Origin of the sequence: Nannocystis punicea (assembly GCF_026965555.1) — a bacterium.
In the GTDB taxonomy this organism is placed as follows: domain Bacteria; phylum Myxococcota_A; class Polyangia; order Nannocystales; family Nannocystaceae; genus Nannocystis; species Nannocystis punicea.
On the sequence record NZ_CP114040.1, the window covers coordinates 6297642 to 6322478 of the forward strand.

The following is a 24837-nucleotide window of genomic DNA, read 5'->3' on the forward strand; positions in this document are numbered from 1 at the left end:
CGGGCGGTCGACCGGCCGGCGGGCGACGTCATTCGCACCACAGTCTGCTGGACGCCTCGCGGGACGAATCACATGCTTGGTGGCCATGCCGAAGATACTGGTACGATGGGCTCGCGCCGCGGAAGTGCGCCTCGTCGTGCCCGGGTCTCTGCATGGCCGGGCCGCGGGTCGCCCCGGTCGATGTCGATTGCGAATACGCGGGCGGGCCCCTCGCCGGGCCTGACCGCATTCTCGTCTGTTCACAGAGAGTAGGAGGCTCAAGATGCAAATGTCACGAGGGATCACCGTGCTCACCCTGACGTCCCTGGCCGCGTCGCCGGTCGGCTGTACGTCGCATTCGGCCGCGGACGAAGCGTCCGACGAGCTTGCGATCGGCGGGGCGGCCGAGCCTCAGGAGCGCGAGGGCTCCTCACCGGGGCTCGTCCGCGCCCAATCGTGTGAGGACGTCGCCGGCGCCCTGAAGGTCAAGCTCGCCCAGGCCATGACGGAGCAGCTGCAGGCCAATCTCGACCAGGCCATGCTAGCCGCGACCTACACCTGCGACGAACTCTACGGCGAAGAGGAGGAAGAGGAGGAGGAAGAGGAGGAGGAAGAAGAGGCCAGCGAGTATTCCGGGACCAATGTCCAGGTGGAGGACGTGGACGAGGCCGACTTCGTGAAGAACGACGGCGGCTACCTCTACATCCTCGCCGACGGTCGCTTCCAGGTGCTGGACGCCTGGCCCGCGGCCAAGGCGCACGCGCTCTCCTCCTACCCGATCAAGGGCACGCCGCGGCGGATGTACGTCCACGAAAACACGGCGGTCATCTACTCCTCCCTGGAGGCCTGGTCCAGCGAGATCGCGGATACTGAATGTACGTACGGTTACGACTGCGACTTCACCGGGGACGGGCGCAATCTCCAGGTCACCGTGCTCGACATCAGCGATCGCGCCAAACCTCGCCTGACGCGCGAGGTGGAGTTCAACGGCTCGTACCTCAATTCGCGGCGAGTCGGCATGGACGTCCACACCGCGGTGGTGTTCCCCGAGTACGACGTCCCGGGCCTGTCCTACTGGCCCGATGCGCTGCCCGGCGTGAGCTGCGGGCTGAAGGAGCAGGGCTTCAGCCCGCTCAAGGTGCAGCAGCTGTTCGCCAAGCTGCGCGTCGCCAACCTGAAGCGCATCGAGGCCGCCCCGCTGACCGGGCTCATGCCGACGGTCCGGGACACCTGGTACTACTTCGGCGGCGGGATGGACGTGACGGAGGGCTTGCTCTCGGCCTGCGACGACGTGTACCTGTCGCAGACCGGTGACGCCCGCGGGTTCCTGTCGCTGGTGTCCTTCGCCATCGACGGATACCAATCCATGGCCGCCAGCACGATCATGAGCCGCCCCGGCGCGGTGTACGGGACGAAGGACTCGCTCTACGTCGCGGTGAGACACCAGCAGGAGGAGCAGGACGGCGCCTGGTTCCCCGAGCTCGAGGAGGAGGGCGTGGACGAGGCCACCACGGTGCACAAGTTCGCGCTCCAGCCCGGCGGGTCGGCGGCGGAGTACGCGGCCAGCGGCGTGGTCAAGGGCCGGATCCTGAACCAGTTCGCGATGGACGAGTACGAGGGCGCGCTCCGGATCGCCACCACCACCGGGCACCTCCCGGACCCGGAGGTCCACAGCACCGTCGAGGTGCTGCGGGAGCAAGGCTCGCGGCTGGTGGAGCTCGGCAGGCTCGATCACCTCGCCCCGAGCGAAGACATCCGCTCCGTGCGCTTCCGCGGCGACATGGGCTTCGTGGTGACGTTCAAGAAGACCGACCCGCTGTTCGTGCTCGACCTCGCCGACCCCGGCGCGCCGAGCGTCAAGGGCGAGCTCAAGATCCCGGGCTTCTCGACGTACATGCACCTCATGGACCACGACCACCTGCTCACGATGGGCTACGACGCCGACGATCAGGGCGACTTCGCGTGGTTCCAGGGCATCCAGCTGCAGGTCATCGACGTGTCCGATCTGGCGCACCCCTCGGTGCTGGACAAGGAGGTGATCGGCACCCGCGGCTCGACCTCGGACGCCGCCACCGATCACCTGGCCTTCACTTACTTCAAGGCGCGCGACCTGCTCGCGGTGCCCATGACGATCTGCGAGGGCGGCGGCGGCGGCGGTGATTTCGGCGACCTCATGACCTTCAGCGGCCTTTTGGTCTACCGCGTGACCGTCGACGGCGGCTTCACCCCGCTGGGCGGCGTCCCCCACGAGGAGCCCGAGACGGAGGAGACGTGGAGCGGCAGGTGCGACAATTGGTGGACGGATTCGGCGTCCACGGTCAAGCGCTCCGTGTTCATGGAGGACTGGGTGTTCTCGATCGCCAGCGATCGGGTCAACGTGGCCCAGCTCGACGATCTGGCGCACCCGACCGCGTCCATCCCGTTGATGGACGAATGAGGCCGAGCGCCTCGCGCATCGCCGGCGCGACGCCCCGCCGGGGCGTCGCGCCGGCGACGAATCACGCTTCGGCGCCGCCGGCGTTCGCGCCGGACTCTCGCCACATGCGGTGGAGGCCCGCGATGTCGCTCGAGCACAGCAGCGGCATCGCCTCGTGGATCCGCTCCAGCGGCCAATCCCACCAGGCCATCTCCAGCAGCATGGCGATCTCCGGCTCGGAGAAGCGCTTGCGGATCGGCCGCGCAGGGTTGCCGCCGACGATGGTGTAGGGCTCCACGTCGCGGGTGACGAGCGCCCGACTGCCGATGACTGCGCCGTGGCCGACCCGCACGCCCGGCATGAACATCGCCTCGGCGCCGATCCACACGTCGTTGCCGATCACTGTGTCGCCGGCGGGCTGGAAAGCGTCGCGCGCGCCGGCGAAGGCCGGCACCTCGGGCATGTAGAAGAACGGGAAGCTGGTGACCCAGTCGTGGCGATGGCCCTGATTGCCGGCCATGACGAACGCGGCGCCGGTGCCGATCGAGCAGAAGCTGCCGATGATCAGCTTGTCGACGTCGGCGCGATCCGGCATCAAATAGAGCGCGCAGTCGTCGAACGAATGGCCGTGGTAATAGCCGGAGTAGTAGCTGAAGCGGCCCGCGACGATGTTGGGGTTGGTGACCTGGTCGGTCAGCAGCTTGCCCTTGAACGGGCTCTCGAAGTAGTTCATGACGGGGCAGGTTCTACTCCAAATCGCGCCGCTCCGGAACGAGTCGCGCGGCGGGCCGGGCCTCCGCGGATCCCGCACGGCTGACTCCGAGCCTGGCGGACAGCCCGCGCCCGCGCCCGCCCGAGGACCGCGACATGTCCTCGACGACATGCCTTTCACGACATGCTCTATTAGACATGTCCGAATGTTCGCTCGCCGGCCCCCGGGCCCTTGTCGCTCACTGCACGATCACGCCGCTCTTCATCACGCCGTGGACGCCGCCCAGCAGGACGCTCACGTCGGTGAGCGGGTCGCCGTCGACCGCGACGATGTCGGCGAAGTAGCCGACCGCGACGCGCCCGACCTCGTGATCGACGCCGATGCTGGCCGCGCCCCGGATCGTCGCCGCGCGCAGCGCGTCGAGCGGGGTCATCCCGGCCTCGATGAACCACTCGAGCTCGCGCTTGTTCTCGCCGAACCCGCTGAACACCGCGTCCGAGCCGAGAGCGATGTCGACCCCGGCGAGGTACGCCTGGTTGGCGGTGGCGAGGTTGAGCGCGATGTAGGCGTCGAACTGCGGGCCCATCGCCGGGTCGTAGCCGAAGTAGGCCAGGTTGTCCCGGTAATAGCGGTTGTGATCGATGGTCGGGACGTACGTGATCCCCATCGCCAGCATGTCCATGAAGTCGACGGTATCGAGGCCCTCGGGGTGCTCCAGCGAGTCGGGCCCGGCCATGATCGCCAGCTTCGCGGTGTCGGCGTGGTAGGCGTGGATCGCGATCGGCTTGCCGAGCGCGTGCGCCTCGTCGACCGCGGCCTTGAGCTGCTCGAAGGTGAACTTGGAAGTGCAGGTGAGCGTGTCGTCGCTGCAGTTGTCGGCCCACACCTTGATCAGATCGGCGCCGTCCGCCGCGTTCTGCTGGATCCACCCCTTCATCGTCTCGATCGACGGCACCGGCCCGCTGATGCCGTAACCCGCGGTGTAGATCCGCGGACCGACGAGCTCGCCGGCCGCGATCGCGTCGCGCAGCTCGGCGACGATGCTGTCCCCGGGACCCGCGCCCTTGTCGATCGCGGTGGTGACGCCGAGCTTGACGAGCTCCTCGGCCGCCTGCTGCGCCAGCTCGGCGAGCACCGCCGGGTTGTTCTGAAACAACCACCAGCTGCGCGACCACGGGAAGGTGCCGGGCTCGTCGTCGGTCTGGTAGATGAAGTGCGTGTGGGCGTCGACGAGCCCCGGGACGCCGGTGTAAGCCGACCAGTCGATCACCTCGGCCCCACACGGGATCTTCGCCTCGTCGGTCTCGACCGCGACGACCCGATCCTCGTGCACGAGGACGATCGCGGGCTCGCGGACGCTGCCGTCGGCCGGATCGATCAATCGCGCGAGCTTGACCGCACGGTCCTGGCTGTCGCAGCCCCCGGTCGTGTCGCCCGTGCTGCTGTCGCCCGTGCTGCCCTCGCTCGTGCTCGTGCCTTCGCTCGTGCTCGTGCTGCCCTCGCTCGTGCTCGTGCCTTCGCTCGTGCTGGCCTCGCTCGTGCTCGTGCTGCCCTCGCTCGTGCTCGTGCTCGCCTCGCTCGTGCTCGTGCTCGCCTCGCTCATGCTCCCTGCAGTCGTGCTTCCGGCGCTCGGATCGGTCTCGCCGGTGCTCTCGTCCGGCCCCTCGGTCGTATTGGCGGTCCCTGTCTGCGCGGACGACGTCGCCGCCGTCGACTCCTCCTCGCCGGTGGTCTGCAGCGTGGTTCCGCCGGTGCTCGGCTCCCCGCCCCCGTCACAGCCGACGAGCGCGACGAGCAGGCCGCCGAGGCTGGCCATTCGCGTGATCCTCTTAATAAAACGTGTGCGGCTGCGCAGCGGGAGCGCGGCGGTGAAGTCGTACGTATCGATGATCGGACGTGGCGTCGAATGCATGGCCGTCGAATCTCCGGCAGCGTCCGGACCCGTCGAAGAATTTTCAGGGCACTTCACGATTTCTCGCCGCGAGGTCCGCGCGGTCCTTCGCTCGCGGATCCGGCCGAGCCGGGCGCGGAAAGGCGCCCGCTGCTCCGCGGTGAACTCCCCGATCCGGTGCGGCCTCCGCGACGCTCGACGCTCGCGTGCGCCCGCCCCCGGCCCGGACGCGCGGGCCCTCACGCTTGTCGCCGCGAGCCGGCCTCGCTACGCTCGCTCGCCCGCCGCACATGTCCTTTCGACCATGTTCTTGCCTCACCGCGCTGTGCCTGTCGGTCCTCGGCGCCGGCGAGGCCGCGGCGAGCCCGTCCTGGCTGGAGCTGCGCTGGCCGGAGCAGGCGGGCTGCCCGACGCGAGCCGAGGTGGAGGCGATCGCCCTGCGGCTGGCCGACGGCCAGTCGCCGCAGCCGGTCGCGGCCGAGGCCCTGCTCTCGGCGGACGCCGACGGCTTCACCCTGCAGCTGCACGTGCGCGACGGCGCCGGGGAGCAGCGGCGGACCCTGCAGAGCCCGCGCTGCGAGGCGCTGGCCGACGCGACCGCGGTGATCCTCGCAGTCGCGGCCGCCCCGCTCGACGTCGCCGCGCGCCTCCTCGACCCTCCTCCGCCGCCACCGCCGAGCGACCCGCTCGAGCTCGACCTCGTGCCGGCACCCTCGCCCTCGCCCTCGCAATCGCCGCTCTCGCCCCCGCCCTCGAAGCCCCCCGTGCGGCGGCCCGGGCTCGCGGTCGGCTTCGGCGCGGCCGCCGGGCTCGGGCCCACGGCGCGGTTCGCCGCCGGCCTGTCCGGCAACCTCTCTCTGGTGTGGCGCCGGGTCCGACTCGACCTGCGCGGCAGCGGCTGGCTCCCCAGCCCGCTGCACGACGCCGACCACCCGAGCGCCGGCGCCACGCTGCGGCTCGCCGCGGGGGCCGTGCGCGGGTGCCCGCGCCTCGTGCGACGCACCCTCGCGCTCGAGCTGTGCGCCGGGGTCGAGCTCGGGGCGCTGCGCGCCGAGGGCGTGGGCCTGACCTCGATCGAGCGGACCCGCGGCCTGTGGGCGGCCGGCCTGCTCGCGCCCGGGCTGCAGTGGCGACCGCTGCGCTGGCTGGTGCTCGGGGTCGAGGTGGAGGCCCTGGTCGCCTTCACCCGCCGCAGCTACGCGATCCGCGACGGCGGCGTGTTCCACGTCGTGCCGCCGGCCGGGGTTCGCCTGGGCGGCGGGATCGCGGTGCAGTTTTTCTGACGGATCCGCCACGACCCGGAGATCCCGCGACGCCATGCACCTCCAACCCCTCGAGCCCGAGACCCGCGCGGCGCCGCCCGCCGGCAGCCCTGCGTTCGAGGCGCTGTTCCGCGAGCACTTCGGCTTCGTGCACCGCAACCTGCGGCGCATGGGCGTGCCGCCGGCGACCGTGGAGGACGCGGCCCAGGAGGTCTTCCTGGTCGTCCTGCGCCGCCCCGACGCGCCGATCACCTCGGTCCGCGGCTGGCTGTTCGGGATCGCGCGGCGGATCGCGTGGCGCCAGCGACGGAGCGCGGGGCGGCAGCACCGGCTCGCCCAGGCGTTCGCCGACGAGACCCCGCGCGCGCACGACGGCCCGGGCGCGGTCGCCGAGCGCGAGGCCGCGGCGCTGCTCGAGCGCTTCCTCGGCCGGCTCGACGAGGACAAGCGCGCGGTCTTCCTGCTGGCCGAGCTCGAGCAGATGACCGCGCCGGAGATCGCCCGCGCCCTCGAGGTCAAGGAGAACACGGTCTATTCGCGGCTACGGGCGGCCCGCCAGGAGTTCGACCGCACCTTCGCGCGGGTCCGCCTGCGCGAGCGGCGGGCCGCCGGCGAGGCCGCGCTCGACGAGCAGGCGCTCCTGCTCAGCCGCGCGCGGCGGGCCGGCGAACCGAGCCCCGCGGCCCGCCAGCGCGTGTGGCTGGCCCTGGCGGCCCCGGGGGCGGCGCTGGCCGGCGCCGGCGAGGCCTGGGCGGCCTCCGGCGCGGGGCCGGGGCAGGCGTCGGCGTGGACCGCCCCGGCGCACGCCGGCAAGCTCGCGACCTGGGCCGGCACCCACGGGGCCTGGACGGCCGCCGTCGGGCTGGTCGGCGCGCTCATGGTCGTCACCCGCCCGGACAGGCCCGACGCCGAGCCCCCGGCAGCACGCCCTGCGGTCGAGCGCGCGGCCAGGTCCGCCGGCGAGGGCGCAGGCCCGCCTCCCGCCCCCGCCGAGCCGCCGGCGGACGACCCGGCGGTCCCGTTCTCGCGCCTGGCCGCGGCCGCAGCTCGAGCCACCGCAGCGCCGCAGCCCGTCGGCCGGACTCTCACCAATGACCCAAAAGACATGTCCTCGGAGACATCCACACAATCCGCCTCATCGCCCCCGACCGCGCCGGTCGACGTCGACGCGCTCCGCCGCGAATCCGCGCTGATGACCGACGCCCGGGCCGCCCTGCGCACCGGCGCCTGGACGCAGGCGCTCGCCCTGCTGCAGCAGCACGCCCGCGAGTTCCCGGCCGGCGCCCTGGTCGACGAGCGGCGCCTGTCCCGGATCGCCGCGCTCTGTTCTCTGGGACAGGTCGACGCCGCTCGCGCCGAGGCGGCGCAGATCGCCGGCGAACAGCCCGGCTCCGCCCTGGCGCGCAAGGCCGAAGCCACCTGCCCTCGCCCCGCGGCGCCGCCTCCGACGGGAATGTGAGCACCATGCATTCACCGTCCCTCTGCGCGCTCCTCCTCGCCGTCGCCGCGGTCGCCCCGGCCTGCGTCCTCTCGCCGGAGTTCGTCGGCGCGACGCTCACCGAGGCCGCCAGCAATGGCACTGCCGCCAGCGCCACCACAGTCGTCGAGGAAGGCGCGAGCGTCAGCAGCACCACGGCCGTCGAGAGCGTCACGACCGGAACCCCGACCACCAGCGCCACCTCGGGGGTCCCGGCCGCCGGCGCGTACGGCTCGTTCTGCGAGCTGGCCGGCATCACTTTCGTCCCCGAGAGCACCGTGATCACCCCGCAGCCCGAATGCGACGGCGGGATCTGCCTGGTCGTGAGCGACGACGGCCCGCTCGCCTGCGACTTCGACTTCGAATGCGCCGAGGAGGCCGAGGGCTCGGTTTGCGCCCCCAGCCGCGGCTTCTGCACGCTGTCGCCCGCGTTCCTCGAGGCGAACACGCGCTGCACTCAGACCTGCGAGCTCGACGAGGACTGCCCCGACCTGCCCGGCTGCGCGACCGGGTTCCGCTGCGCCACGATCACCTTCCTCGGCCCGCTGTGCTGCCAGAAGGTGTGCGCCTGCAAGGATCACCTCTACGACCTGCAGGCGGACGACGCCGACGCCTACTGCGCGATCGCTGCCGACGAGGCTTGCTCCTGACTGCGGCGCGCGTCACTCGAGGTCGACGAGGCGGAGATCGTAGCGCGGGTCGACGCCCGACGGCGCCGAGAACTGCGCCTCCCACGTCGCGAACTCGGGGCACTGCAGGACCACCTCGAGGTTCGCGTCGAGCACGGCGTCGTAGTAGTCGAGGTACGTGTCGCCCACGCCGCCGGCCTCGCGGAAGTGCAGCAGCGACGCCGCCGCGACCAGCGCCTCCTCGAGCTCGAAGCGCGCGCACGCCTCCATGTCGCCGCGGCGGAAGTACAGGTCGTTCATGGCCGCGTCGACGCTGTTGAGCCGGTCGACGTAGCGGTGCAGCAGCTCGTGCACCACCGTCTCGGCCACGCCCTCGCGCATGTAGCGGAGGAAGTTCTCGTCGTCGCCGGGCTTGTCGTAGATCGGCCGGCTGCCGACCTGGTCCGACGAGCCGAGGATCGTCTCGCGGTCGATGGAGATCGCCGGCGTGTTGCTGTAGAGGTCGAGGCCCATCTCGTTCGTCGGCGCAGTGTCGAGCACCGTGATGCCGGCCGCGATGTACAGCGGCGAGGTGTCGAACGAGATCACGACGCTGCGCACCCGATTCTTCCACGCGAGATCGTCGATCGGCGGATCCGCCGGGTAGTCCGTCGTGTCGACGAGCAGCGCCTGGTAGGTCGCCGGGTGGTCGACCCGCAGCAGCTCGAGCGCGCGCACGGTGAAGAACACCTCGAGCTGGTCGCGCGCCTGGTCCTGCTCGGTCATCACGTAGACCGCGTCGCCGTAGCGGTAGACGTGCCGTACGCCGTCGAGCCAGGCGATGTTCGACGGCGAGATCACGTCGTCGGCGGTGAACGCCCCCGACTCGTTCGGATGGATGTGGCCGAGGTACTCGAGCGGCACGCCGTCGAGCGAGAACTCGTCGCACAGGAGGCTGGTCTCGCCCGGCCCCGGCCGCTCGTCGGCGCCGCAGCTGAGCAGCTCGCAGTCGATCCACCGCAGGTCGTGCTCGGCGAGCTCGTCGGCCGCGACCTCAGGCACGACCCAGGTCGGCGCGCACACCATCGACCCAGTGTCGGTCTCCTCGCTGCCCGTCCCGCTGCTCGTCTCCTCGGTGCTCGTCCCCGTGCTCGTCCCCTCCGTGCCCGTCCCGCTCGTGCTCGTCCCCTCCGTGCCCGGCTCCGCGGTCGTGCCCGTGCTCGTCGCACCGGTCGGGTCAGCGGTCGTCGTCGGTTCGCCTGCAGTCGGGTCGTCTGCAGTCGTCGCGTCGGTCGTCGTCATCGCGCCGGACGAGCCGTCGGAGTCGGTCTGGCTCGCCGAGCCTCCACAGGCCGACGCGGCCGGGACGGACAGCGACAGGGCGCCGAGTAAAAGAGAGCTCCGTGAAATTCGCATGTCCGACGTCCTCCGGCGCGGGCGCTTCCTGCCGACGCCGGCGGACGGTACACCGCCCTGTCTACCGGCGGAAGTCGACGCCAAGGGCGAGCGGTTGGGGGCTCCGACCGACAAGCGCATCGACGACGCCGACGCGTGCGTCGCCCGACCGCGCGGCGTTCAATAATAGAACTCGGCCCGGACCGCGCGGTGGTCCGAATAATTCAGCTCCGGGTCGGTGTCGCCCGTGAGCTCCTTCGCCGCCGCCTCGGCCTCCGCGTACGTGATCGTGTGCGCGCGGCGGGTGCGGGCGCGGCAGCCGTGGCCGTCCTGGCCGAACAGCATGTCGATCCGGCGATCGCCGCCGATCGTCCAGTTGTCGTCGAGGCAGGCCTTGAGCCCCCCGCCGGACTTGCACGCGCGGAAGATCGGGTCGCGGTAGTTGAGCGCGCCGCCGACCTCGCCGTTGGCCTCGGCGTACCACGGGCGCCAGTCGCCGTTGTCCTTGCGGTCGGGCTCGTTGAAGTCGCCGCCGAAGATCCGCAGGTCGCCGCCGAAGCCCTTCTTGCGCAGCTTCTGGTCGGCCTCGAGCACGTTCGCCCTGGCGCACGCCGGATCGGGCCCCTCGCCCTGCGCGGTCGCCCAGTGCAGCGAGGCCACCGTCACGTCCCTGTCGGCGATCTTGTCGTGCAGCTTGATCATCACGTTGCGGGTGCGCGCCTGGTTGTTGCGCACGCACTCGCCGTCCTTGTTGACCCACGACTGCCAGACGTGCTTCTCGCCCACCCTGGAGAAGCGGCCCTGGCGGATGATGATCGCGTTGGTCTGCTTCTCCTTCTCCTTGCCGCACGGCGACAGCTGCGTCCACGGGTCGGCGTCGGCGATGATGCCCTCGAAGATCCCGGGCAGCTCGTCGGTCATGCGCTGGACCAGCGCGTCGAGCTGCGCGCTGTCCGAGATCTGCTGGACCAGGAACAGGTCCGGGCTCGGCTGGATCGACTTCATGGAGGCGATGAGGTCGGTCCAGTCGCCGGGGCACTGCTCGCCCTGGATCTTCAGGTTCTCGACGTTGTTGACGTAGACCTGGATGAACGCCGGGTCGTCGTTGATCGCCTCGGGCGCATCCACGGCCGGCGGCGCGTCGTCCTGGTTCGCGCACAGGTCGACCGGCGGCTCGTCGCCCGTGTCCGCCGGCTCGCCCGTGCTGCCGGGCTCGCCCGTGCTGCCGGGCTCGCTCGTGCTGCCGGCGGTCGCGGGCTCGTCCGCGTCCGTCGACGCGCCGGTCGTGCCGGTCGACGAGGTCGAATCAACGCCGCTCGTGCTGCTCGTCGGCGCATCGGTCGAGCCGGCCGCCGTCCCGCCGGTCGTGAGGGCCTCGCCGGAGGTGGTCGTGACGTCCTCGGTGCTCGCGCTCTGCTCGGAGCCCGCGCTGGTGTCCGAGCCGCACGCGGCGAGGATCACGAGCACGAGCGACGACGCGAGCCGAATCGATGAACATGAGTTCGCAGATGGGATGCCTTCCATGGCCCCACGACGTTAGCCCATCCCTCGCGGGCCCGCGCCGGCTCGCGAACGCGGGCCTGGGCGCGCGCTTCAGGGGTACGTCGCGCGCAGGTTCATCATGTACTCGGCCAGGGTCTCGGAGATCCGGATCCCCGCCGACGAGTACAGAGTGTTCGCGGCGCACGTGCTCGAGTTGCACTGGTTCCACACGGTGTTGCCGATGATGTAGGGCCCGTTCACGCCGGGGCTGGTGCTGTAGATCGGGCCGCCGCTGTGACCCCCGCTGGTGTCGCAGCCGGTGCGCAGCTTGCCGTTGGTGCCGTAGAGCGGCCAGCGCGAGTCCGGGTCCGACACCGCCGGAGCGACGCCGGCGCACGTCAGGTCGCCGTAGGCGACGTTGCTCGTGCACGGCGACGGCGACAGCGCGTCGCCGCAGGCGGGGTAGCCGACGTTGCTGGTCGCCCAGGTCCCCACGGTCGCGTCGCCGGCCCAGTACACGCCCAGGTAACCCGGCGCGCCGTTCGGGCTGCTCGCCCACGGGTTCGCCGGCAGCACCAGGATCGCCCAGTCGTTCTTGACGCACGACGCGGTGTAGCTGGTGTTGCAGCCGTCGTTCAGGAACGAGATCGGATAGACCGCGCCCTGCGACGTCACCGTGCCGTAGGGCAGCTCCGAGCCGTTGCGGCGGGCGCGGAAGGTGTGGTTCGCGCTGTAGTTGCCGCTGCCGTCGAAGATGCAGTGCGCGGCGGTCAGGACCAGTCGGTTGCCGAACAGCGCGCCCGTGCAGCCGCCGCCCACCTGGCCGATCCGGCGGAACGTCGAGTGCGTGAGCGAGATGTCCTCGAGCGAGATCCGGTTGTCGACGTCGTGCGACCACCCGCGCGGCGTCACGAGCTCGTCGAGCTCATCCTCCGCGCCCGGGCTGGCGTCGGCGAAGCCGAGATTCACCAGCTCCTGGGCCGCAGCGTGCACCGCCGCCCCGTCGTAGGTCGCGATGTACTCGGCGGCCTCCTCGTAATCGACGTACATGACGCTGAACTTGCCGTCGGCGCCGGCCTCGTGCTGCGACAGCAGCGGGTCGCGGCTGGCCAGACGCAGCTGCGGATCCTCGTCGACGATCGTCGGGTGGAACTCGTAGTCGTCCGGCACCGGGACGAGCTCGATCGGCGCCCGGAACTGCAGCTCGGGCTCGACGTGCAGCTCCGACCCCTCGGAGGCCTGCGGCTCCTGGTCCGCCTCGGGCTCGGCGTCACAGGCCGCCGCGGGCAGCAGCAGGGCGCCCAGGGCACAGACGAGACGGGAGACGGATACGCGACGATTGGCGGTCGAAGTAATGGAGGCGATGTCGTGGTTGCGCGTCATGCCGGAGGAGTGACGACGGGCCTCCCGACAATTGCGCCGCCCGAACTTTTGCGCGAAGAACCGCGTCCCCGGACGCTACGGGCTCCTGCGGCGACGCAGGGGCGCCCGTGAATCGCGGCGTGTGACGTCCTTCACCGGTCGCGTCCGCGGTGAAGCACTGAACTCGCCCGCCTCACTCGCGCGCCTCCTCCTCGAGCTCCTCGAGGACGCGCTCGATCACCCGCAGCAGCTTCGGGCTTCCGTCCAGCTTCACCAGCGCCTCGCGAGCGAACTCGAGATCCTCGAGCACGCCGAATTGCCCGGTCTCGGCCGCCGGCGACCACCGCCGCTGGTGCGCCGCGAGCCAGCGCGTGAACGCGGTCAGCTGCGACAGCGCCGCGCTGGCCTCGACGCGGACCGGGTCGGCGGCGATGATGATCTCCTCGAACATCTCGCGCGCCTGCGGGGCCACCGGCGCGCGCGCCAGCTGCTGCTCGAGCGCCTCGTACTCCGGGGCCTGCGCCGGCCTCACCGGCGGCGCCACGGCCGTGAACACCTGCGCGTGGATCAGCACCTGCCGCAGCGAGCGACCGTCGAGCGTGAAGGTCGCCTCGCCCCACTCGCTCATCGTGTTGACGCGCTCGAACAGGTAGAGCAGCGACTCGATGCCGGGCCGACGCACGAAGCTGGCCAGCTCGTCCCGCGCCCACCCGGCCTCGACCCGCTTCGCCTGGACGAACCGCGCGAAGCCGGCCACGAACAGCTCGGTGCGGAAGTCCGGCGTGAAGCCGTCGATGGAGCCGCCGCGGTCGTAGCAGCCGCGCAGCGGCAGCGACAGCGGCGACCACTCGCCCGGCGAGACCTCGATCAGCGCGACGTGGACGGCATCTGCGGCCCGCAGCGACAGGCCGGACACCGGACAGCGGAAATCGAACAGACCCACGCGAACCTCTCCTTCGCTGGTCCCGAAGGACATGTTTTAAAAGACATACGCCGCGCGACCCCGGCTCGCCCTCGCGGCGTCCGGACATCTCGCTCGGTGGTGAGTCCCTGCACGCGGCCTCGTGAGCGCCACGCTTATCCGAGGCGCCCCGCCGCCGCAAGCCCGGCGCAGGTCCTCACGCCAGCCGGCGGCCGTGGTAGACGGTCACCGCCGAGCCCTCGGCGAGGAACGCCGAGCGCGGCGCTGCGGCCAGGGCGGGCGCGAATTCGTGGCCGTACAGCGCGGCGACGTCGAGGCCGATCTGCGGCTCGACGCCCGACCACACCCGCCACGGCGGGTGCTCGACGCGGTACTCGACCGTCGGGCGGCCGGGCCCGGCGACGTAGCCCCAGTAGTGCTCGGCGATGAACTCCGCCTCCGACCCGGGCACGAGCGCGGCCGGCTCGCCGTGGTAGCCGAGGCCGAGCTCGTGCCAGCGACCGCCGACGCGCACGCCGTAACCGACCGCCCCGGCGGCCCCGGCGGTGGCCGCCGTCTTCGTGTGTCTCATCGGCCAGGCCTCGTAGCGCTCGCCGTACATCCGCCGCGCCACCATCGCGACCGCCGCCCGCGGCACGATCTCCTTGAGGAAGGCGACCCCGCGCTTGTTGCCGTCGGGCCCCACGTGCGGCTCGTCGTCGCGCCCGCGCCGGCGCACGTAGAGGCGGAGGTTGAGCTCCTCGAAGTCGCGGTGCCACGGGACCGGACAGCCGAGCAGCCGCGTGCGCAGGAACATGAAGCCGACCAGGCTGACGTAGGCCTCGCCGGCGAACAGGTCGAGCTCGGTGCCCGCGGGCACGTGCGGCGCGAGCAGGGCCGGGTCGACGACGAAGTTCAACATCACGAGGTCGCGCCACTCGGCGGTGAGGAACGCGGTGTCGGCCATGCGCACAGCCTAGCCCGGATTTCTCACCACGGATAGGTGGGGCCCGCCAAGCGGCTGTCAGGCGGCTTGGCGGGAGGTTGTTGGATGCCGTGGACGTGAGTCGCGAGGCCGCGCTCGTTACGCCCGGGGCTGGCGCGAGATCGAGCTGTAAGAGGGATTACAAAGCCGGCTACGCGTTTTGGGTGACCTGTGCATAAGGACAGACGAATCCCGGCGCGAGTGCAGCGCACCATTGTGTGACGGACGGCGAGGGCCTTCAGCGTCTCATGACGTGATGACGGTGGAGGTTCTCGAGGACGCGCCACCACACGTGCTGGAGTGGGAAAACCGAGCTTAGGGAGACGCGGATCCTGCGGACCGAGGCGGTGACGACGACACCGATCTTGAGCAGCCGCGTGCGGATCGTGGAGACCTGGGCATGGGCGAGCTCGGTGCCGGCGAGGGCGATTCGTCGGAGCTCGTTGAGGATCATGTAAGCGACGGATGAGAGCCACAGGCGGAGCTGGTTGGCGCGCAGCGTGTGAGCGCTGGTGCGGTCGGCAAAGAGGCCGAGCTGCTGTTCCTTGATCCGGTTCTCCATGTCTCCGCGAGCGCAGTAGAGGTCCTCGTAGAGCGAGCGCGCGTCGTACTCGTCGGGTGAGAGGTTGGTGGTGACGAAGCGAGGATTCTCCTTGTCCGTCGTGTACTCGGCCTTGCCGACCACCCGGCGCTCTCGTGACCACGTCCGGTTGGTCTCGTAGCGAAAGTCCTTGAAAACGCGCGCTTCCTTGCCGGTCTGCTCGGAGATGGCGCGGGCCTGCTTCATCTCGCCCTCGATCTCGGCGATCAGGCGCGAGTTCTTCTGCAGGCCGAGGACGAAGAAGAGCCCGTTCTCCTCGCACCAGCGCATGACCTCGTCGCGGCAGAAGCCGGAATCGCCGCGCACGATGATCCGGACGTCGGGCCAGCGGGCGAGGAGCTGACTGACGATCCTCTCGAGCTCCTCGACCGCGCCGCTCACTGGCTGCTTGTCGGCGGTGTTCAGCGCGGCGCCGAGGAGGAAGTCGCCGCAGAAGACGTACAGCGGCAGGTAGCAGTAGCTGTCGTAGAAGCCGTGGAAGAAGCGACCCTCCTGCTTGCCATGTACGGGGTCGTCCGTCGCGTCGAGATCGAGGACGATCTCGGCGGGCGGCCGATCGTGCGCGGCGAGGAAGGTGTCGACGAAGAGGCGCTGAATCCCGTGGTCGTCGTAGCTGATCTTCTTGTAGCGCTCGTCGCCGGCCACCGTGGGCTTCGCCAGCTCCAGGCGGTTCAGCGTGCTCTTGCCGGCCAGGGCGTGCCCCCGGTCGCGCTCCCGCTTGCGCTGTTCGCCGGTCGGATCGATCTTGCCTACCGCCAGCGCGAGCAAGGCATCATCGCGGAGCATGTCGTGGTCGTTCAGGTCCTCGTAACCACACAGCAGGCCCAGCACGCGCTGTGCGAGCAGTTCCTCGACGGTGTGCTCGACGCGGCTCGGGTCACGGTGGTCCCGGAAGCAGGAGGCGAAGTCCCGGAACACACCTGAACTCTCGGTCAACTCGCGCAGCAACAGCAGGCCGCCGTCCGAGCTGACCCGTCCGCCGTCAAAAGCGGCCTCGACGCGCCTCCGCCCGGCCGGTTGAAAATCGAACTCGGTGCGGATACACCTTGTCGTGTTCCGGCCGTACCCCTGGGTGGTCAGCAATCGTTTCACACCCGCTCGAACTCGGGAAGTACGGCCGGAATTCCTTCCCGTGGTGAGAAATCCGGACTAGCCGACCGACGCGCGCCTCCGCGGGGTGCGACGCGTTGTCTCGCAGGCGCGACTGGGCCGCGCGGACGCGAGCGAGGCCGGTGCTTCGCGGCCTCGCCTGCTCGCGGTCACCCGCTTACGATGGCGCATGTCTTCGCTTCGCCGCCCCCTCGTCGTCGTCCTCGCCGCCTCTTTCGCCGCCGCCCTCGCCTGCGGCCCGGGCGACGACGGAGGCACCGCCTCGGCGACGGAGAGCACGACCGTGGCCACCGGCGACACCGGCCCCACCACCACCGGCCCCACCACCACCGGCCCCACCACCACTGCGACCGGCGGGCCCGTCCCGAGCGGGCCCGAATGCCAGGAGGACGCCGACTGCGTGCTCGTCAACAATTGTTGCCAGTGCGATCCCAAGCCCGCCGACGCCGAGGTCGAGCCGTGCGAGGGGAACTGCCTGCAACCGACCTGCGACGCGCTCGGCCTCGCGGGCGCCCAGGCCGCCTGCCGCTCGGGGATCTGCGAGTTCGCCAGCATGCCCTGCGGCGACGGTCCGGTCGCCTGCGATCAGCAGAAGCCGATGTGCGTCGAGGGCACCGTCAACACCGTCGTCGACGCCTGCTGGGGCCCGTGCTTGCACCCCCGCTACTGCGAGGGCGGCGGCTGCACCCCCGGCTCCTGCGGCGACGGCTGGACCTGCGTCGGCCACCAGTCCGGCGCCAGCACCTGCGCCCTCCTCCCGGCCGCCTGCGCCGGCGAGGCCACTTGCGAGTGCCTGGCGCCGTACTTCGACGAGGTCTGCCCCGGCGCGTGCAGCGACGTCGACGGCGGCGTCCTGTGCGAGGACGGCGGCTGACGCATGTCCACGAGGACATGCTCTTTCAAACATGTCCATGAGAGCATGAACGTTCGCGCATTGTCGTGACCGCCCCCCGGCGCGCCGGGGCAGCGCCCCATCACTCACGGTCCGCGAGCGTCAGCGCCCCGCTCACGTCGACCACCGCGCCCAGGTCGCGCCAGTGCGGCACCAGCAGCGCCAGCGCGTCCTTCGCCGAGATGCCCCGCCGTCCGCACGCCCGCTCGAGCATCTTCATGCCGGTCCGTCCGAGCGAGCCGAAGTAGAGCTGCAGGCGCCAGGCGTCGAACATGTGCGGCCGGTCGAACTTGTCGTGGACGTCGATCGCCCGCCGCGACACCCGCTCGTAGAACCCGACCCCGCCGCCGTGGCGCACGTATTCCCAGCGCCGGCCGTCGAGCTCCATCGCTCCGACCTGCGGTATTTCGCGGAACCAGAACTCCCCGCGGGCGAAGGCCCGGTGAAAGGCCGCCACGAGCGCCACCTGCGTGTCGACGAAGCGCCGCAGCTCGCCCAGGATCGGCCCCTGATCGCCCGGCTCTGCGCGATGCACGTCTGCCTCGTCCGCCACGCCCGCCATCCTAGCCCGGCGCGCCGCGGACCGCGAGCCGCCGGTCTAGCGCACCTCGCCGAGCCAGTCCGCGACCCCGTCGATCAGCGCCGGCACCACGGGCAAGCTCGGATTCGTGTACGCCTCCCACTGCGACAATTCGTCGAGCCTCGCCGCCTTGAGCACGTGGTTCATGCCCTCGAAGATCATCAGCTCCGCCTCGGGGGCCGCCATGGCCAGCAATTGCGCGTCCACGACGCTCACCTGGATGTCGGTCGTGCCCTGGACGATGGCGATCGGCATCGTCAGGGTCGCGATCACCGCCGCCGGATCGTGGCGGAGCAACGAGATCAGGTACGGCTGGACGCTGGGCCGGTAGAGCGCGTAGAGCTCGGGCGACACCTCGGCGACCTCCTGCCCCGCCTCGAGCGACGCGATGATCGCCAGCGCCTCGGCGCGCAGCGGCCCGCTGAGGAACTTCTCCGCCTGCTCGCGCAGCAGCTCGGCCGGGGGACGGCCCATGCCGGCGATCGACACGAACGCCGCCGCGGAGCTCCGCCCCGCCGCCAGCATCCCGATCAGCGAGCCCTCGCTGTGCCCCGCGAACGTCACCCCGCGGAAGCGCTCGTCCTCGGCGAGCAGCTCCACCCACGCCGCCGCGTCGTCGACGTACATGTCGAAGCGGAGGTCCCGCTCCGACGGCGCCGCGTCCGCGCTGTCCGCCACCCCGCGCTTGTCGAAGCGCACCACCGCGAGGCCGCGATCGGCGAGCCCCTCGGCCAGCAGCCTCAGCGAGTCGTTGCGGATGCCCGGGCTGTTGCCGTCGCGGTCGGTGGGCCCCGAGCCCGCGTGGATCAGCACCACCTCGAACGGAGCGCAGCCGGCCGGAAACAGCAGCGAGCCCGCGAGGTCGCCCGTCGGCGTCGCCAGCACGATCTCCGAGCTGCTCGCCCCGGGGCACGGCGCCGGCTCCTCGCTGCCCCGGCTCTCGCTCGCGTCGGCCGAGTCCGCGGCCACCCCGGCGTCGTCGCAGGCGACCGCGGCGAACGCCAGCGCCGCACCGACGACGCGAGGGAACCACCCGCGCACCCATCGACGCGCGCACCCATGAAGCTTGCACTTGCGCATGAACCCATCCTCCAGCGGCCCGCTCGTCCGGCCGACCGACGCGCCTCGAGGCCAAGGTGTGTCGCCGCTCCACGAGCGCGTCAAGGCGACCGCGCCGGCGGACCCGTCTCGACCCACGACGAGCGGCCGAGCCCGTCGCGGCGCCTCCATCGCCGCGGCGAACCGCCGCTCGAGCCCCTGTCATGGTCATGGAATACGGCCGCGGACGCCCGCGCCGGGCGAGACCTCTAAAATGTCCCGAAGGACATGTCGATCGAATCCATGGCCTCCCGTCGAATCTGTCCCAAACAACATGTCCGTGAATTCCTGTCGAGGGCGACCCGCCGGCGCACCCGCACCGACGAGCCCCCGCCCTGACGCGCCTCGGCTCCTGTCTCTTGCGACACCTGACGCCGCTGTCGCGCGCGTGCGCATGAGGGTCGACTTGCCGGCGCCGTTCGGCTCGCGCAGGCCGAACATCCCGGCCTCGATTGTCCTGCAACGAGAGGTTCGCGCTAGCGGTGCTTCCACGGCTCGCCCGCCAGCTGCGGCGCGGTCGCCATGCTCGGAGGCGGTATCGCCTCCTCCTGGTGCGACGCGAACACCCCGATCGCCGCCTGCAGCGCCTGCGCGGCCGCCTCGAAGCGGCGCACCGAGCCCGCGAGCGTCACCTCGAGCCAGGCCGTCCGCGCGGGCGGAGGCAGGCGCTCGAACGCCTCTCGCGTCATTGCGTGGACCCACCCTGCAGTGGTCGCTACGATCGACGCAGTGCGCGCGGCGCCGGCGAATGCATCGACTCCGACGATCGCTCCCGGCTCGAGTCGACCCAGCAGCAGCGTCCCCCCGCGCGTGTCGACCGTGCGCAGCACGTCCGCCTGGCCCGCCGCCAGCACCAGCACGCGCGCGTCGGCGTCGCCCTGGCGCAGCAGCACCTGGCCGGCGCGGAACGCCTGCGGCGTGAACGTCTCGGCGATCGCCGCCCGCACCTGCGGGCTCGCGCGGCCCAGCAGCGGATGGTGGGCCAGGAAATTGGTGAGCGGCGGGCAGTCCGCCGGGTTCGGCGTGGTCCGGGCCACCCGGCGCCACAATCGGCGGAAGATCCCCGAAGACGCCGACGACGGCGCCGCGAACTTGCCGACCTGCAATTGCGCGAGCACGCGGTCGAACACCTGGCTGCGATGCGTCGCCGCCGCGATCGCCCGCCGCAGCAGCGCGTCGTGGACCGGGCTCTCGTGCGCGCGCAGCTGGGCGATGCTCGCCCGCGACAGCACCAGCGCGTGCGCCCGCACGCTCGCGCGCACGCTGGCGAATCGGCGCGCCTCCGGGGTGTACAGCGCCGACTCGCCGATCGTGTCGCCCGCCTCCACCCTGCCGATCACCGTCCCGTCGACCAGCACGTCGAGCGCGCCGGCCAGGACCAGCGCGAACGCGTCGGCGGGCCGTCCCTGCCGCCACAGGATCGACTGCTCGCGCACCTGCACCACGCTCCACAGCGGCAGCGTCGCCCGCAGCGCCGCCTCGGGCACCTCCGCCAGCACTCCCGACAATGCGAACAGCAGCGGCTCCATCTCCCGTTCGTGGCCCGATCTTTCGCGCTGCGCCACGGGACGCGATCACGCCCCGCCACGACGACCGCTCCCGCGCGCGTCCGCGTGTCATGAATCGCGCGACCTCGGCGACGGCTCGATCGCCGCGGGCGCCTGGCGACCGCGCGATCCGGACAGCGCCACGGGCGCCGAATCCATAGGCCCATTCGGACATGTCTAAAAGAACATCACCGCCAGGGACCCGCGCAGGGCCCCGGCGCCGCTCTGCGGAGCTCGAGCGATCGGCGACCTCGATCTCGACGCCGACGACCTCCGGCCCGGCCCGCCGCCTCGACCTCGAAGGCCTCGCGGCGGGCGTCCACTCGCGTCGCCCCGCCCGCGCGACCTTATGCAAAATTCAAAGATTAAAAGGCGAACGGCGGAAGCATTGCTGCGAACCTGTCGCAGCGCCCCGCCGACACCTTCGATTACCATGTCCATTCATTGGCGTCAAATAGCGATTCCGGTCGCGCGCGCCGGCGCTCGCCGGGATCGGCGCCGCCCACGAATGTGACAGACAGTCGACGCGAATCCCGTTCGCCCCGCCATATCGCCGTATTTCGCGACAATCGTCGCCCGTCGCCCCCTGACAAACGACGTCAACCACGCGCATCCGGACCCGGGCTATCCTACCTCGATGCGCGCACCGATCGCCGTCGCCGACGTCCTCGCCGCCGCGCCGCAGCGCCCGCCCTCGCTCGCCACCTGGCGGCGCCTCACCGCCGCCCTCGACGCCGCGACCGGCGACGACCTCGCCCGCGACCTCGACCTCGCGGCGACCGCCTGCGCCGACTGGCCCGACCCGGTGCGCCGCGCCCCCGGCCCGGGGTTGCACGACCTGTTCGAGGGCCGCCGCCAGCCGCGGCTGCAGATCGCCCGGACCCTCGACCTCGCCCTCCTGGGCCCCGACATCCGCGGCGATCGCCTCGCGTGGGCCGACGTGCCCGAGCTGGCCGCTGCCACGGTCGTCCGGATCTTCGACGACCGGCTCGGCGACGCCGGCCTCGCCCGCTGGCTCGCCTCGGCCAACAATGCGCGCCCCGTCGAGATCGCCCTGGCCGCGGGCATCACCGACGACGGCGCCCGCGAGCTCGCCGCCGATCCGCGCCTCGTCCACGTCCGCAGCCTCGCGCCGTTCCGCAACGCCATCGGCCCCGACGGCCTCGCCGCCCTGCTCGCCGCGCCCATGCCCCGACTGCGCCGCCTGCGGCTCGGACGCAACCTGTTCGGAGAGCCCGGCGCGCCGCGACAGGCCGGCCTGCAGCGTCTGTGCCTGTGAATCGCCAGAGGAGCCTCCGCGCATGCCCTTCATCAACCACACGGCCAGGGAGATCAACCTCAAGATCGTCTATTGGGGCGCCGGTCTGTGCGGCAAGACGACCAACCTCCAATACATCCACTCCCGGATCCGCCCTGCGCATCGCGGGGCATTGCTGAGACTGGAGCTCGAGACCGAGCCGATCCTGTTCTTCGACTTCATCCCGCAGACGCTCGGCGACGTCGACGGCTACAGGCTCCGCTTCCACCTCTACTGCGTCCCAGGCCCGGTGTTCTACGACGCCTCGCGCGTGCTCGTGCTCAAGGGCGTCGACGGCCTCGTGTTCGTCGCCGATTCGCAACGGGCCCGCGAGGAGGCCAACGTCGAGATGCTCGAGATCCTGCAGTCCGACCTCGCCGCTCGCGGCCACGACCTCGCGCGCCTGCCCCTGGTGTTCCAGTACAACAAGCGCGACGTGCCCGACATCTTCTCGCCCGCCGAGCTCGACGACCTCCTCGACGTCGGCGACCACCCGCGCGTCGAGGCCGTCGCAGTCCAGGGCGTCGGCGTGTTCGACACCCTCAAGGCCTCCGCCCGACAGCTCGTCGCCGAGCTGCGCAGGCCGGCCTGAGTTCGCGCTCACGCCCTGGGTATCCCGCCGGTCTTGCGCGTGCGCTCGAGGTGGCGCTCCGCGAGCGGCTGCCCGCATGTTCGCATCGGCTCCGGGTCGGCGCGATGAAGCCGATTGCGCGGCGGGCGAACGCGCTCGTTCGATCCCGCGAGTCGGCGAATTTGCCCCGCTTTTCGCCGGCCTCCGCGTGCCCCCGCAATCGCCGCACGACCGGCCGACGAGCGCGACCCGCATGCGCCGACTTGTCATCGTCGGGGTGCACGTGGTCCCATCCTCGCCGATGCGTCGCGCGATCCTGGCCCCCAATCTCCTCGTTGCGCTCGTCGCTGCGTGCGGCGACGACGGTCGCCCGGCCGGAGACACCGCGACCCCGACGACCCCCGGGACCACCGTTCCCGTGACCGACGGCCTGACCGAAGCCACCACCGGGCCCACCACCACCGACGCCGTCCCGACCGAGGGCACCGGCGGGCTGACCGACTCCTCGACCGGCACCACCGGCTCGACGTGCGACCTCGACAGCTGCCCCGAGGGCACCTGCGTCGGCGACGTCTGCTGCGCCGCCGATCTGGCCTGCGGCGACATCTGCTGCCAATCGGACCAGGTGTGCTCGTTCCAGCAGTGCGTCGTCCCCGGCGCCGAATGCGTCGACGCCGCCGAATGCCCCGAGGGCAACTATTGTGAATACACTCTGGGCGAACCTGGCAGCATGGGCGGCGACCAGTGCGGCGGCGGCTTCATGCCGGCGACCGGCAAGTGCCTGCCGGAGCCGCCGGAGTGCGACCCGGGCGTCGTACCCGAGGGCGACGACATCGACTGCCTGTCCAAGTGTGAATACAAGCCGCAGAGCAGCTTCGAGCCGGTGCTCAAGTACGCGTGGACCGACGCCAGCGTGATGATGCCGCCGATCGTCATCCAGCTCGACGACGACGACTGCAACGGCGAGGTCGACGAGCGCGACATCCCCGAGATCGTGTTCATGTCGTTCGACGAGGGCAACTACAGCGCCAACGGCACCCTGCACGCGATCTCGATCGTGAACGGCGCGCTGGTCACCAAGTGGACGCAGAAGCCCGCGGCCGACACCCTGTTCGGCGGGCGCTCGCTGGCCGGCGGCAACATCGACGGCCTGCCGGGCAACGAGGTCGTCGCTTGCACCGCCGAGGGCAAGGTGCGGGCGTACACCGCCGCCGGCGCCGAGCTGTGGATCACCGCCGAGGTGGTCGGCTGCGACCACATCTCGCTGGCCGACTTCGACGGCGACGGCAACGTCGAGATCCTCACCGAGTCGAGCGTGCTCGACGGCAAGACCGGCGCGCTCGAGCTGACCATCGACGGCCTCACCAGCAGCTGGTGGAACAAGAAGGCCATCGCCGCCGACGCCGACGGCGACGGCCAGCTCGAGATCGTCACCCCGACCCGGATCCTCGAGGCCGACGGCACCGTCCTCGTCGACACCGGCCTCGGCGGCACCTTCCCCGCCGTCGCCGACTTCGACCTCGACGGCAAGCCCGAGATCGTCGGCATCGACAACGTCCACGGCACCGGCACCCACGACCTCAACATCTGGCGCTACGACCCCAACGCCCCGGGCATGCACGTCATCGTCCGCCAGGACCTCGACATCAACGGCCCGCTGTCGCCGGACCTGTGCCCCGCCGACAGCGCCGGCAACATCGGCGGCGGCGGCCCGCCGACCATCGCCGACTTCAACGGCGACGGCACGCCCGACATCGGCGTCGCCGGCGGCATCGGCTACGCGGTGTTCGACGGCAAGAAGCTGCTCGACCCCAACGTCGCCGCGGCCGACACCTTCCTGTGGATCAAGCAGACGCAGGACTGCTCGTCCGCGTTCACCGGCAGCTCGGTGTTCGACTTCGACGGCTCCGGCTCGGCCGAGGTCGTCTACGCCGACGAGCAGTACATGCGGATCTACGACGGCGCCACCGGCGACGTCCTGCTCGAGGTCTGCAACACCTCCGGCACCCTGCACGAGTACCCGCTGGTCGCCGACGTCGACAACGACGGCCAGGCCGACATCGTCGTCACCTCGAACGACTACTCGAGCCTCACCTGCCCCAAAGAGCAGATGAAGACCCGCGGCGTGCGGATCTTCGGCGACGCCAAGAACCAGTGGGTGCGCACGCGCCGGATCTGGAACCAGCACGCCTACCACGTCACCAACGTCGCCGAGGACGGCACCATCCCGACCGCCGAGGTGACCAACTGGACCACCCCGGGCCTCAACAACTTCCGCCAGAACGTCCAGCCCGAGGGCGAGTTCGCCGCGCCCGACCTCGTCGTCTCCGGCCACACCCAGTGCTTCGACGGCTTCAAGGCGTTCGCCCGCGTCCGCAACCTCGGCCAGGCCGCCGTGCCCGCCGGCGTGCCCGTCGGCTTCTACGAGGGCGACCCGAACCAGGGCGGCACCCTGCTCGGCACCCTCAACACCACCAAGGTGCTGTACCCCGCCGAGGCCCAGGAGCTGGTGCTCGAGCTGCCCGAGCTGCCGCCGAGCTTCGTCGACGGCACCAAGCCGCTGGTCCTCGTCGTCGACGACGGCATGCCCGAGCACCCGTGGCACGAGTGCCGCACCGACAACAACACCTCGACCCTCGACCCCGCCTGCAAGATCATCGGCTAGGACGTG

At 71.2% G+C, this 24837-nt stretch carries 20 protein-coding genes; 9 read left to right on the plus strand and 11 right to left on the minus strand.

Annotated features, from left to right (window positions below):
* Positions 1 to 262 precede the first annotated feature (262 nt).
* On the plus strand, positions 263 to 2416 hold the full coding sequence (locus tag O0S08_RS24290; protein WP_269041621.1) for a beta-propeller domain-containing protein: 2154 nt from the start codon (positions 263 to 265) through the stop codon (positions 2414 to 2416).
* Between the two features lie 61 nt (positions 2417 to 2477).
* Here the strand turns inward: O0S08_RS24290 and catB are convergent, their stop codons facing one another.
* Both catB and O0S08_RS24300 read right to left on the minus strand, forming a co-directional pair.
* Positions 2478 to 3128 carry a type B chloramphenicol O-acetyltransferase gene (gene catB, locus O0S08_RS24295; protein ID WP_269041622.1) on the minus strand — a complete coding sequence of 217 codons (651 nt, stop codon included), beginning with the start codon at positions 3126 to 3128 and terminating at the stop codon, positions 2478 to 2480.
* Positions 3129 to 3345: 217 nt separating this feature from the next.
* A complete protein-coding gene (locus O0S08_RS24300) occupies positions 3346 to 5019 on the minus strand; it encodes an amidohydrolase family protein (RefSeq protein WP_269041623.1) in 1674 nt (557 codons plus the stop codon).
* A 269-nt stretch (positions 5020 to 5288) separates the two neighbouring features.
* Between O0S08_RS24300 and O0S08_RS24305 the strand changes: the two genes are divergently transcribed.
* Genes O0S08_RS24305 through O0S08_RS24315 form a run of 3 tightly spaced genes read left to right on the plus strand, consistent with a single transcriptional unit; the run spans position 5289 to position 8387 of the window.
* Positions 5289 to 6281, plus strand: coding sequence for a hypothetical protein (locus O0S08_RS24305; RefSeq protein ID WP_269041624.1), 993 nt, complete (start codon positions 5289 to 5291; stop codon positions 6279 to 6281).
* Positions 6282 to 6315: 34 nt separating this feature from the next.
* Positions 6316 to 7719, plus strand: coding sequence for a sigma-70 family RNA polymerase sigma factor (locus O0S08_RS24310; protein ID WP_269041625.1), 1404 nt, complete (start codon positions 6316 to 6318; stop codon positions 7717 to 7719).
* Between the two features lie 5 nt (positions 7720 to 7724).
* Positions 7725 to 8387: a hypothetical protein gene (locus O0S08_RS24315; protein WP_269041626.1), complete on the plus strand. Its 663-nt coding sequence runs from the start codon at positions 7725 to 7727 to the stop codon at positions 8385 to 8387.
* A 12-nt stretch (positions 8388 to 8399) separates the two neighbouring features.
* Here O0S08_RS24315 and O0S08_RS24320 read toward each other — a convergent pair whose 3' ends face one another.
* Complete coding sequence (locus O0S08_RS24320; RefSeq protein WP_269041627.1) at positions 8400 to 9647, minus strand: hypothetical protein; 1248 nt, start codon at positions 9645 to 9647, stop codon at positions 8400 to 8402.
* A gap of 112 nt (positions 9648 to 9759) precedes the next feature.
* Here O0S08_RS24320 and O0S08_RS24325 point away from each other — a divergent pair, with 112 nt between their 5' ends.
* A complete protein-coding gene (locus tag O0S08_RS24325) occupies positions 9760 to 9927 on the plus strand; it encodes a hypothetical protein (protein WP_269041628.1) in 168 nt (55 codons plus the stop codon).
* Here O0S08_RS24325 and O0S08_RS24330 read toward each other — a convergent pair.
* The 5 genes from O0S08_RS24330 to O0S08_RS24350 all read right to left on the minus strand — a co-directional run bounded on the left by O0S08_RS24330 (position 9921) and on the right by O0S08_RS24350 (position 16151).
* Positions 9921 to 11207: a hypothetical protein gene (locus O0S08_RS24330; RefSeq protein ID WP_269041629.1), complete on the minus strand. Its 1287-nt coding sequence runs from the start codon at positions 11205 to 11207 to the stop codon at positions 9921 to 9923. The genes O0S08_RS24325 and O0S08_RS24330 overlap by 7 nt on opposite strands.
* Before the next feature lie 126 nt (positions 11208 to 11333).
* Positions 11334 to 12605, minus strand: a complete 1272-nt coding sequence (locus O0S08_RS24335; protein ID WP_269041630.1) for a trypsin-like serine peptidase — start codon at positions 12603 to 12605, stop codon at positions 11334 to 11336.
* 172 nt (positions 12606 to 12777) lie between these two features.
* Positions 12778 to 13527, minus strand: coding sequence for a hypothetical protein (locus O0S08_RS24340; protein ID WP_269041631.1), 750 nt, complete (start codon positions 13525 to 13527; stop codon positions 12778 to 12780).
* Positions 13528 to 13702: 175 nt separating this feature from the next.
* Positions 13703 to 14452: a YqjF family protein gene (locus O0S08_RS24345; RefSeq protein WP_269041632.1), complete on the minus strand. Its 750-nt coding sequence runs from the start codon at positions 14450 to 14452 to the stop codon at positions 13703 to 13705.
* A gap of 256 nt (positions 14453 to 14708) precedes the next feature.
* On the minus strand, positions 14709 to 16151 hold the full coding sequence (locus O0S08_RS24350) for an IS1380 family transposase (protein WP_371879552.1): 1443 nt from the start codon (positions 16149 to 16151) through the stop codon (positions 14709 to 14711).
* A 199-nt stretch (positions 16152 to 16350) separates the two neighbouring features.
* On the opposite strand from O0S08_RS24350, the gene O0S08_RS24355 reads away from it, so the two are divergent.
* Entirely contained in the window at positions 16351 to 17055 is a 705-nt protein-coding gene (locus O0S08_RS24355) for a hypothetical protein (RefSeq protein ID WP_269041633.1), read from the plus strand.
* A 100-nt stretch (positions 17056 to 17155) separates the two neighbouring features.
* On the opposite strand, the gene O0S08_RS24360 is transcribed toward O0S08_RS24355, so the two are convergent.
* The 3 genes from O0S08_RS24360 to O0S08_RS24370 all read right to left on the minus strand — a co-directional run bounded on the left by O0S08_RS24360 (position 17156) and on the right by O0S08_RS24370 (position 20280).
* Positions 17156 to 17626 carry a DUF6896 domain-containing protein gene (locus O0S08_RS24360; protein WP_269041634.1) on the minus strand — a complete coding sequence of 157 codons (471 nt, stop codon included), beginning with the start codon at positions 17624 to 17626 and terminating at the stop codon, positions 17156 to 17158.
* Between the two features lie 45 nt (positions 17627 to 17671).
* Entirely contained in the window at positions 17672 to 18733 is a 1062-nt protein-coding gene (locus O0S08_RS24365) for an alpha/beta hydrolase (RefSeq protein ID WP_269041635.1), read from the minus strand.
* Positions 18734 to 19227: 494 nt separating this feature from the next.
* The gene (locus tag O0S08_RS24370; RefSeq protein ID WP_269041636.1) at positions 19228 to 20280 is read right to left on the minus strand and encodes a cyclic nucleotide-binding domain-containing protein; all 1053 of its coding nucleotides are present in this window, start codon (positions 20278 to 20280) and stop codon (positions 19228 to 19230) included.
* A gap of 655 nt (positions 20281 to 20935) precedes the next feature.
* Here O0S08_RS24370 and O0S08_RS24375 point away from each other — a divergent pair.
* The 3 genes from O0S08_RS24375 to O0S08_RS24385 all read left to right on the plus strand — a co-directional run bounded on the left by O0S08_RS24375 (position 20936) and on the right by O0S08_RS24385 (position 24831).
* On the plus strand, positions 20936 to 21577 hold the full coding sequence (locus O0S08_RS24375) for a hypothetical protein (protein WP_269041637.1): 642 nt from the start codon (positions 20936 to 20938) through the stop codon (positions 21575 to 21577).
* A gap of 22 nt (positions 21578 to 21599) precedes the next feature.
* Positions 21600 to 22187 carry a GTP-binding protein gene (locus tag O0S08_RS24380; RefSeq protein ID WP_269041638.1) on the plus strand — a complete coding sequence of 196 codons (588 nt, stop codon included), beginning with the start codon at positions 21600 to 21602 and terminating at the stop codon, positions 22185 to 22187.
* A 280-nt stretch (positions 22188 to 22467) separates the two neighbouring features.
* Positions 22468 to 24831, plus strand: coding sequence for an FG-GAP-like repeat-containing protein (locus O0S08_RS24385; RefSeq protein WP_269041639.1), 2364 nt, complete (start codon positions 22468 to 22470; stop codon positions 24829 to 24831).
* The last annotated feature ends 6 nt before the right edge of the window (positions 24832 to 24837 follow it).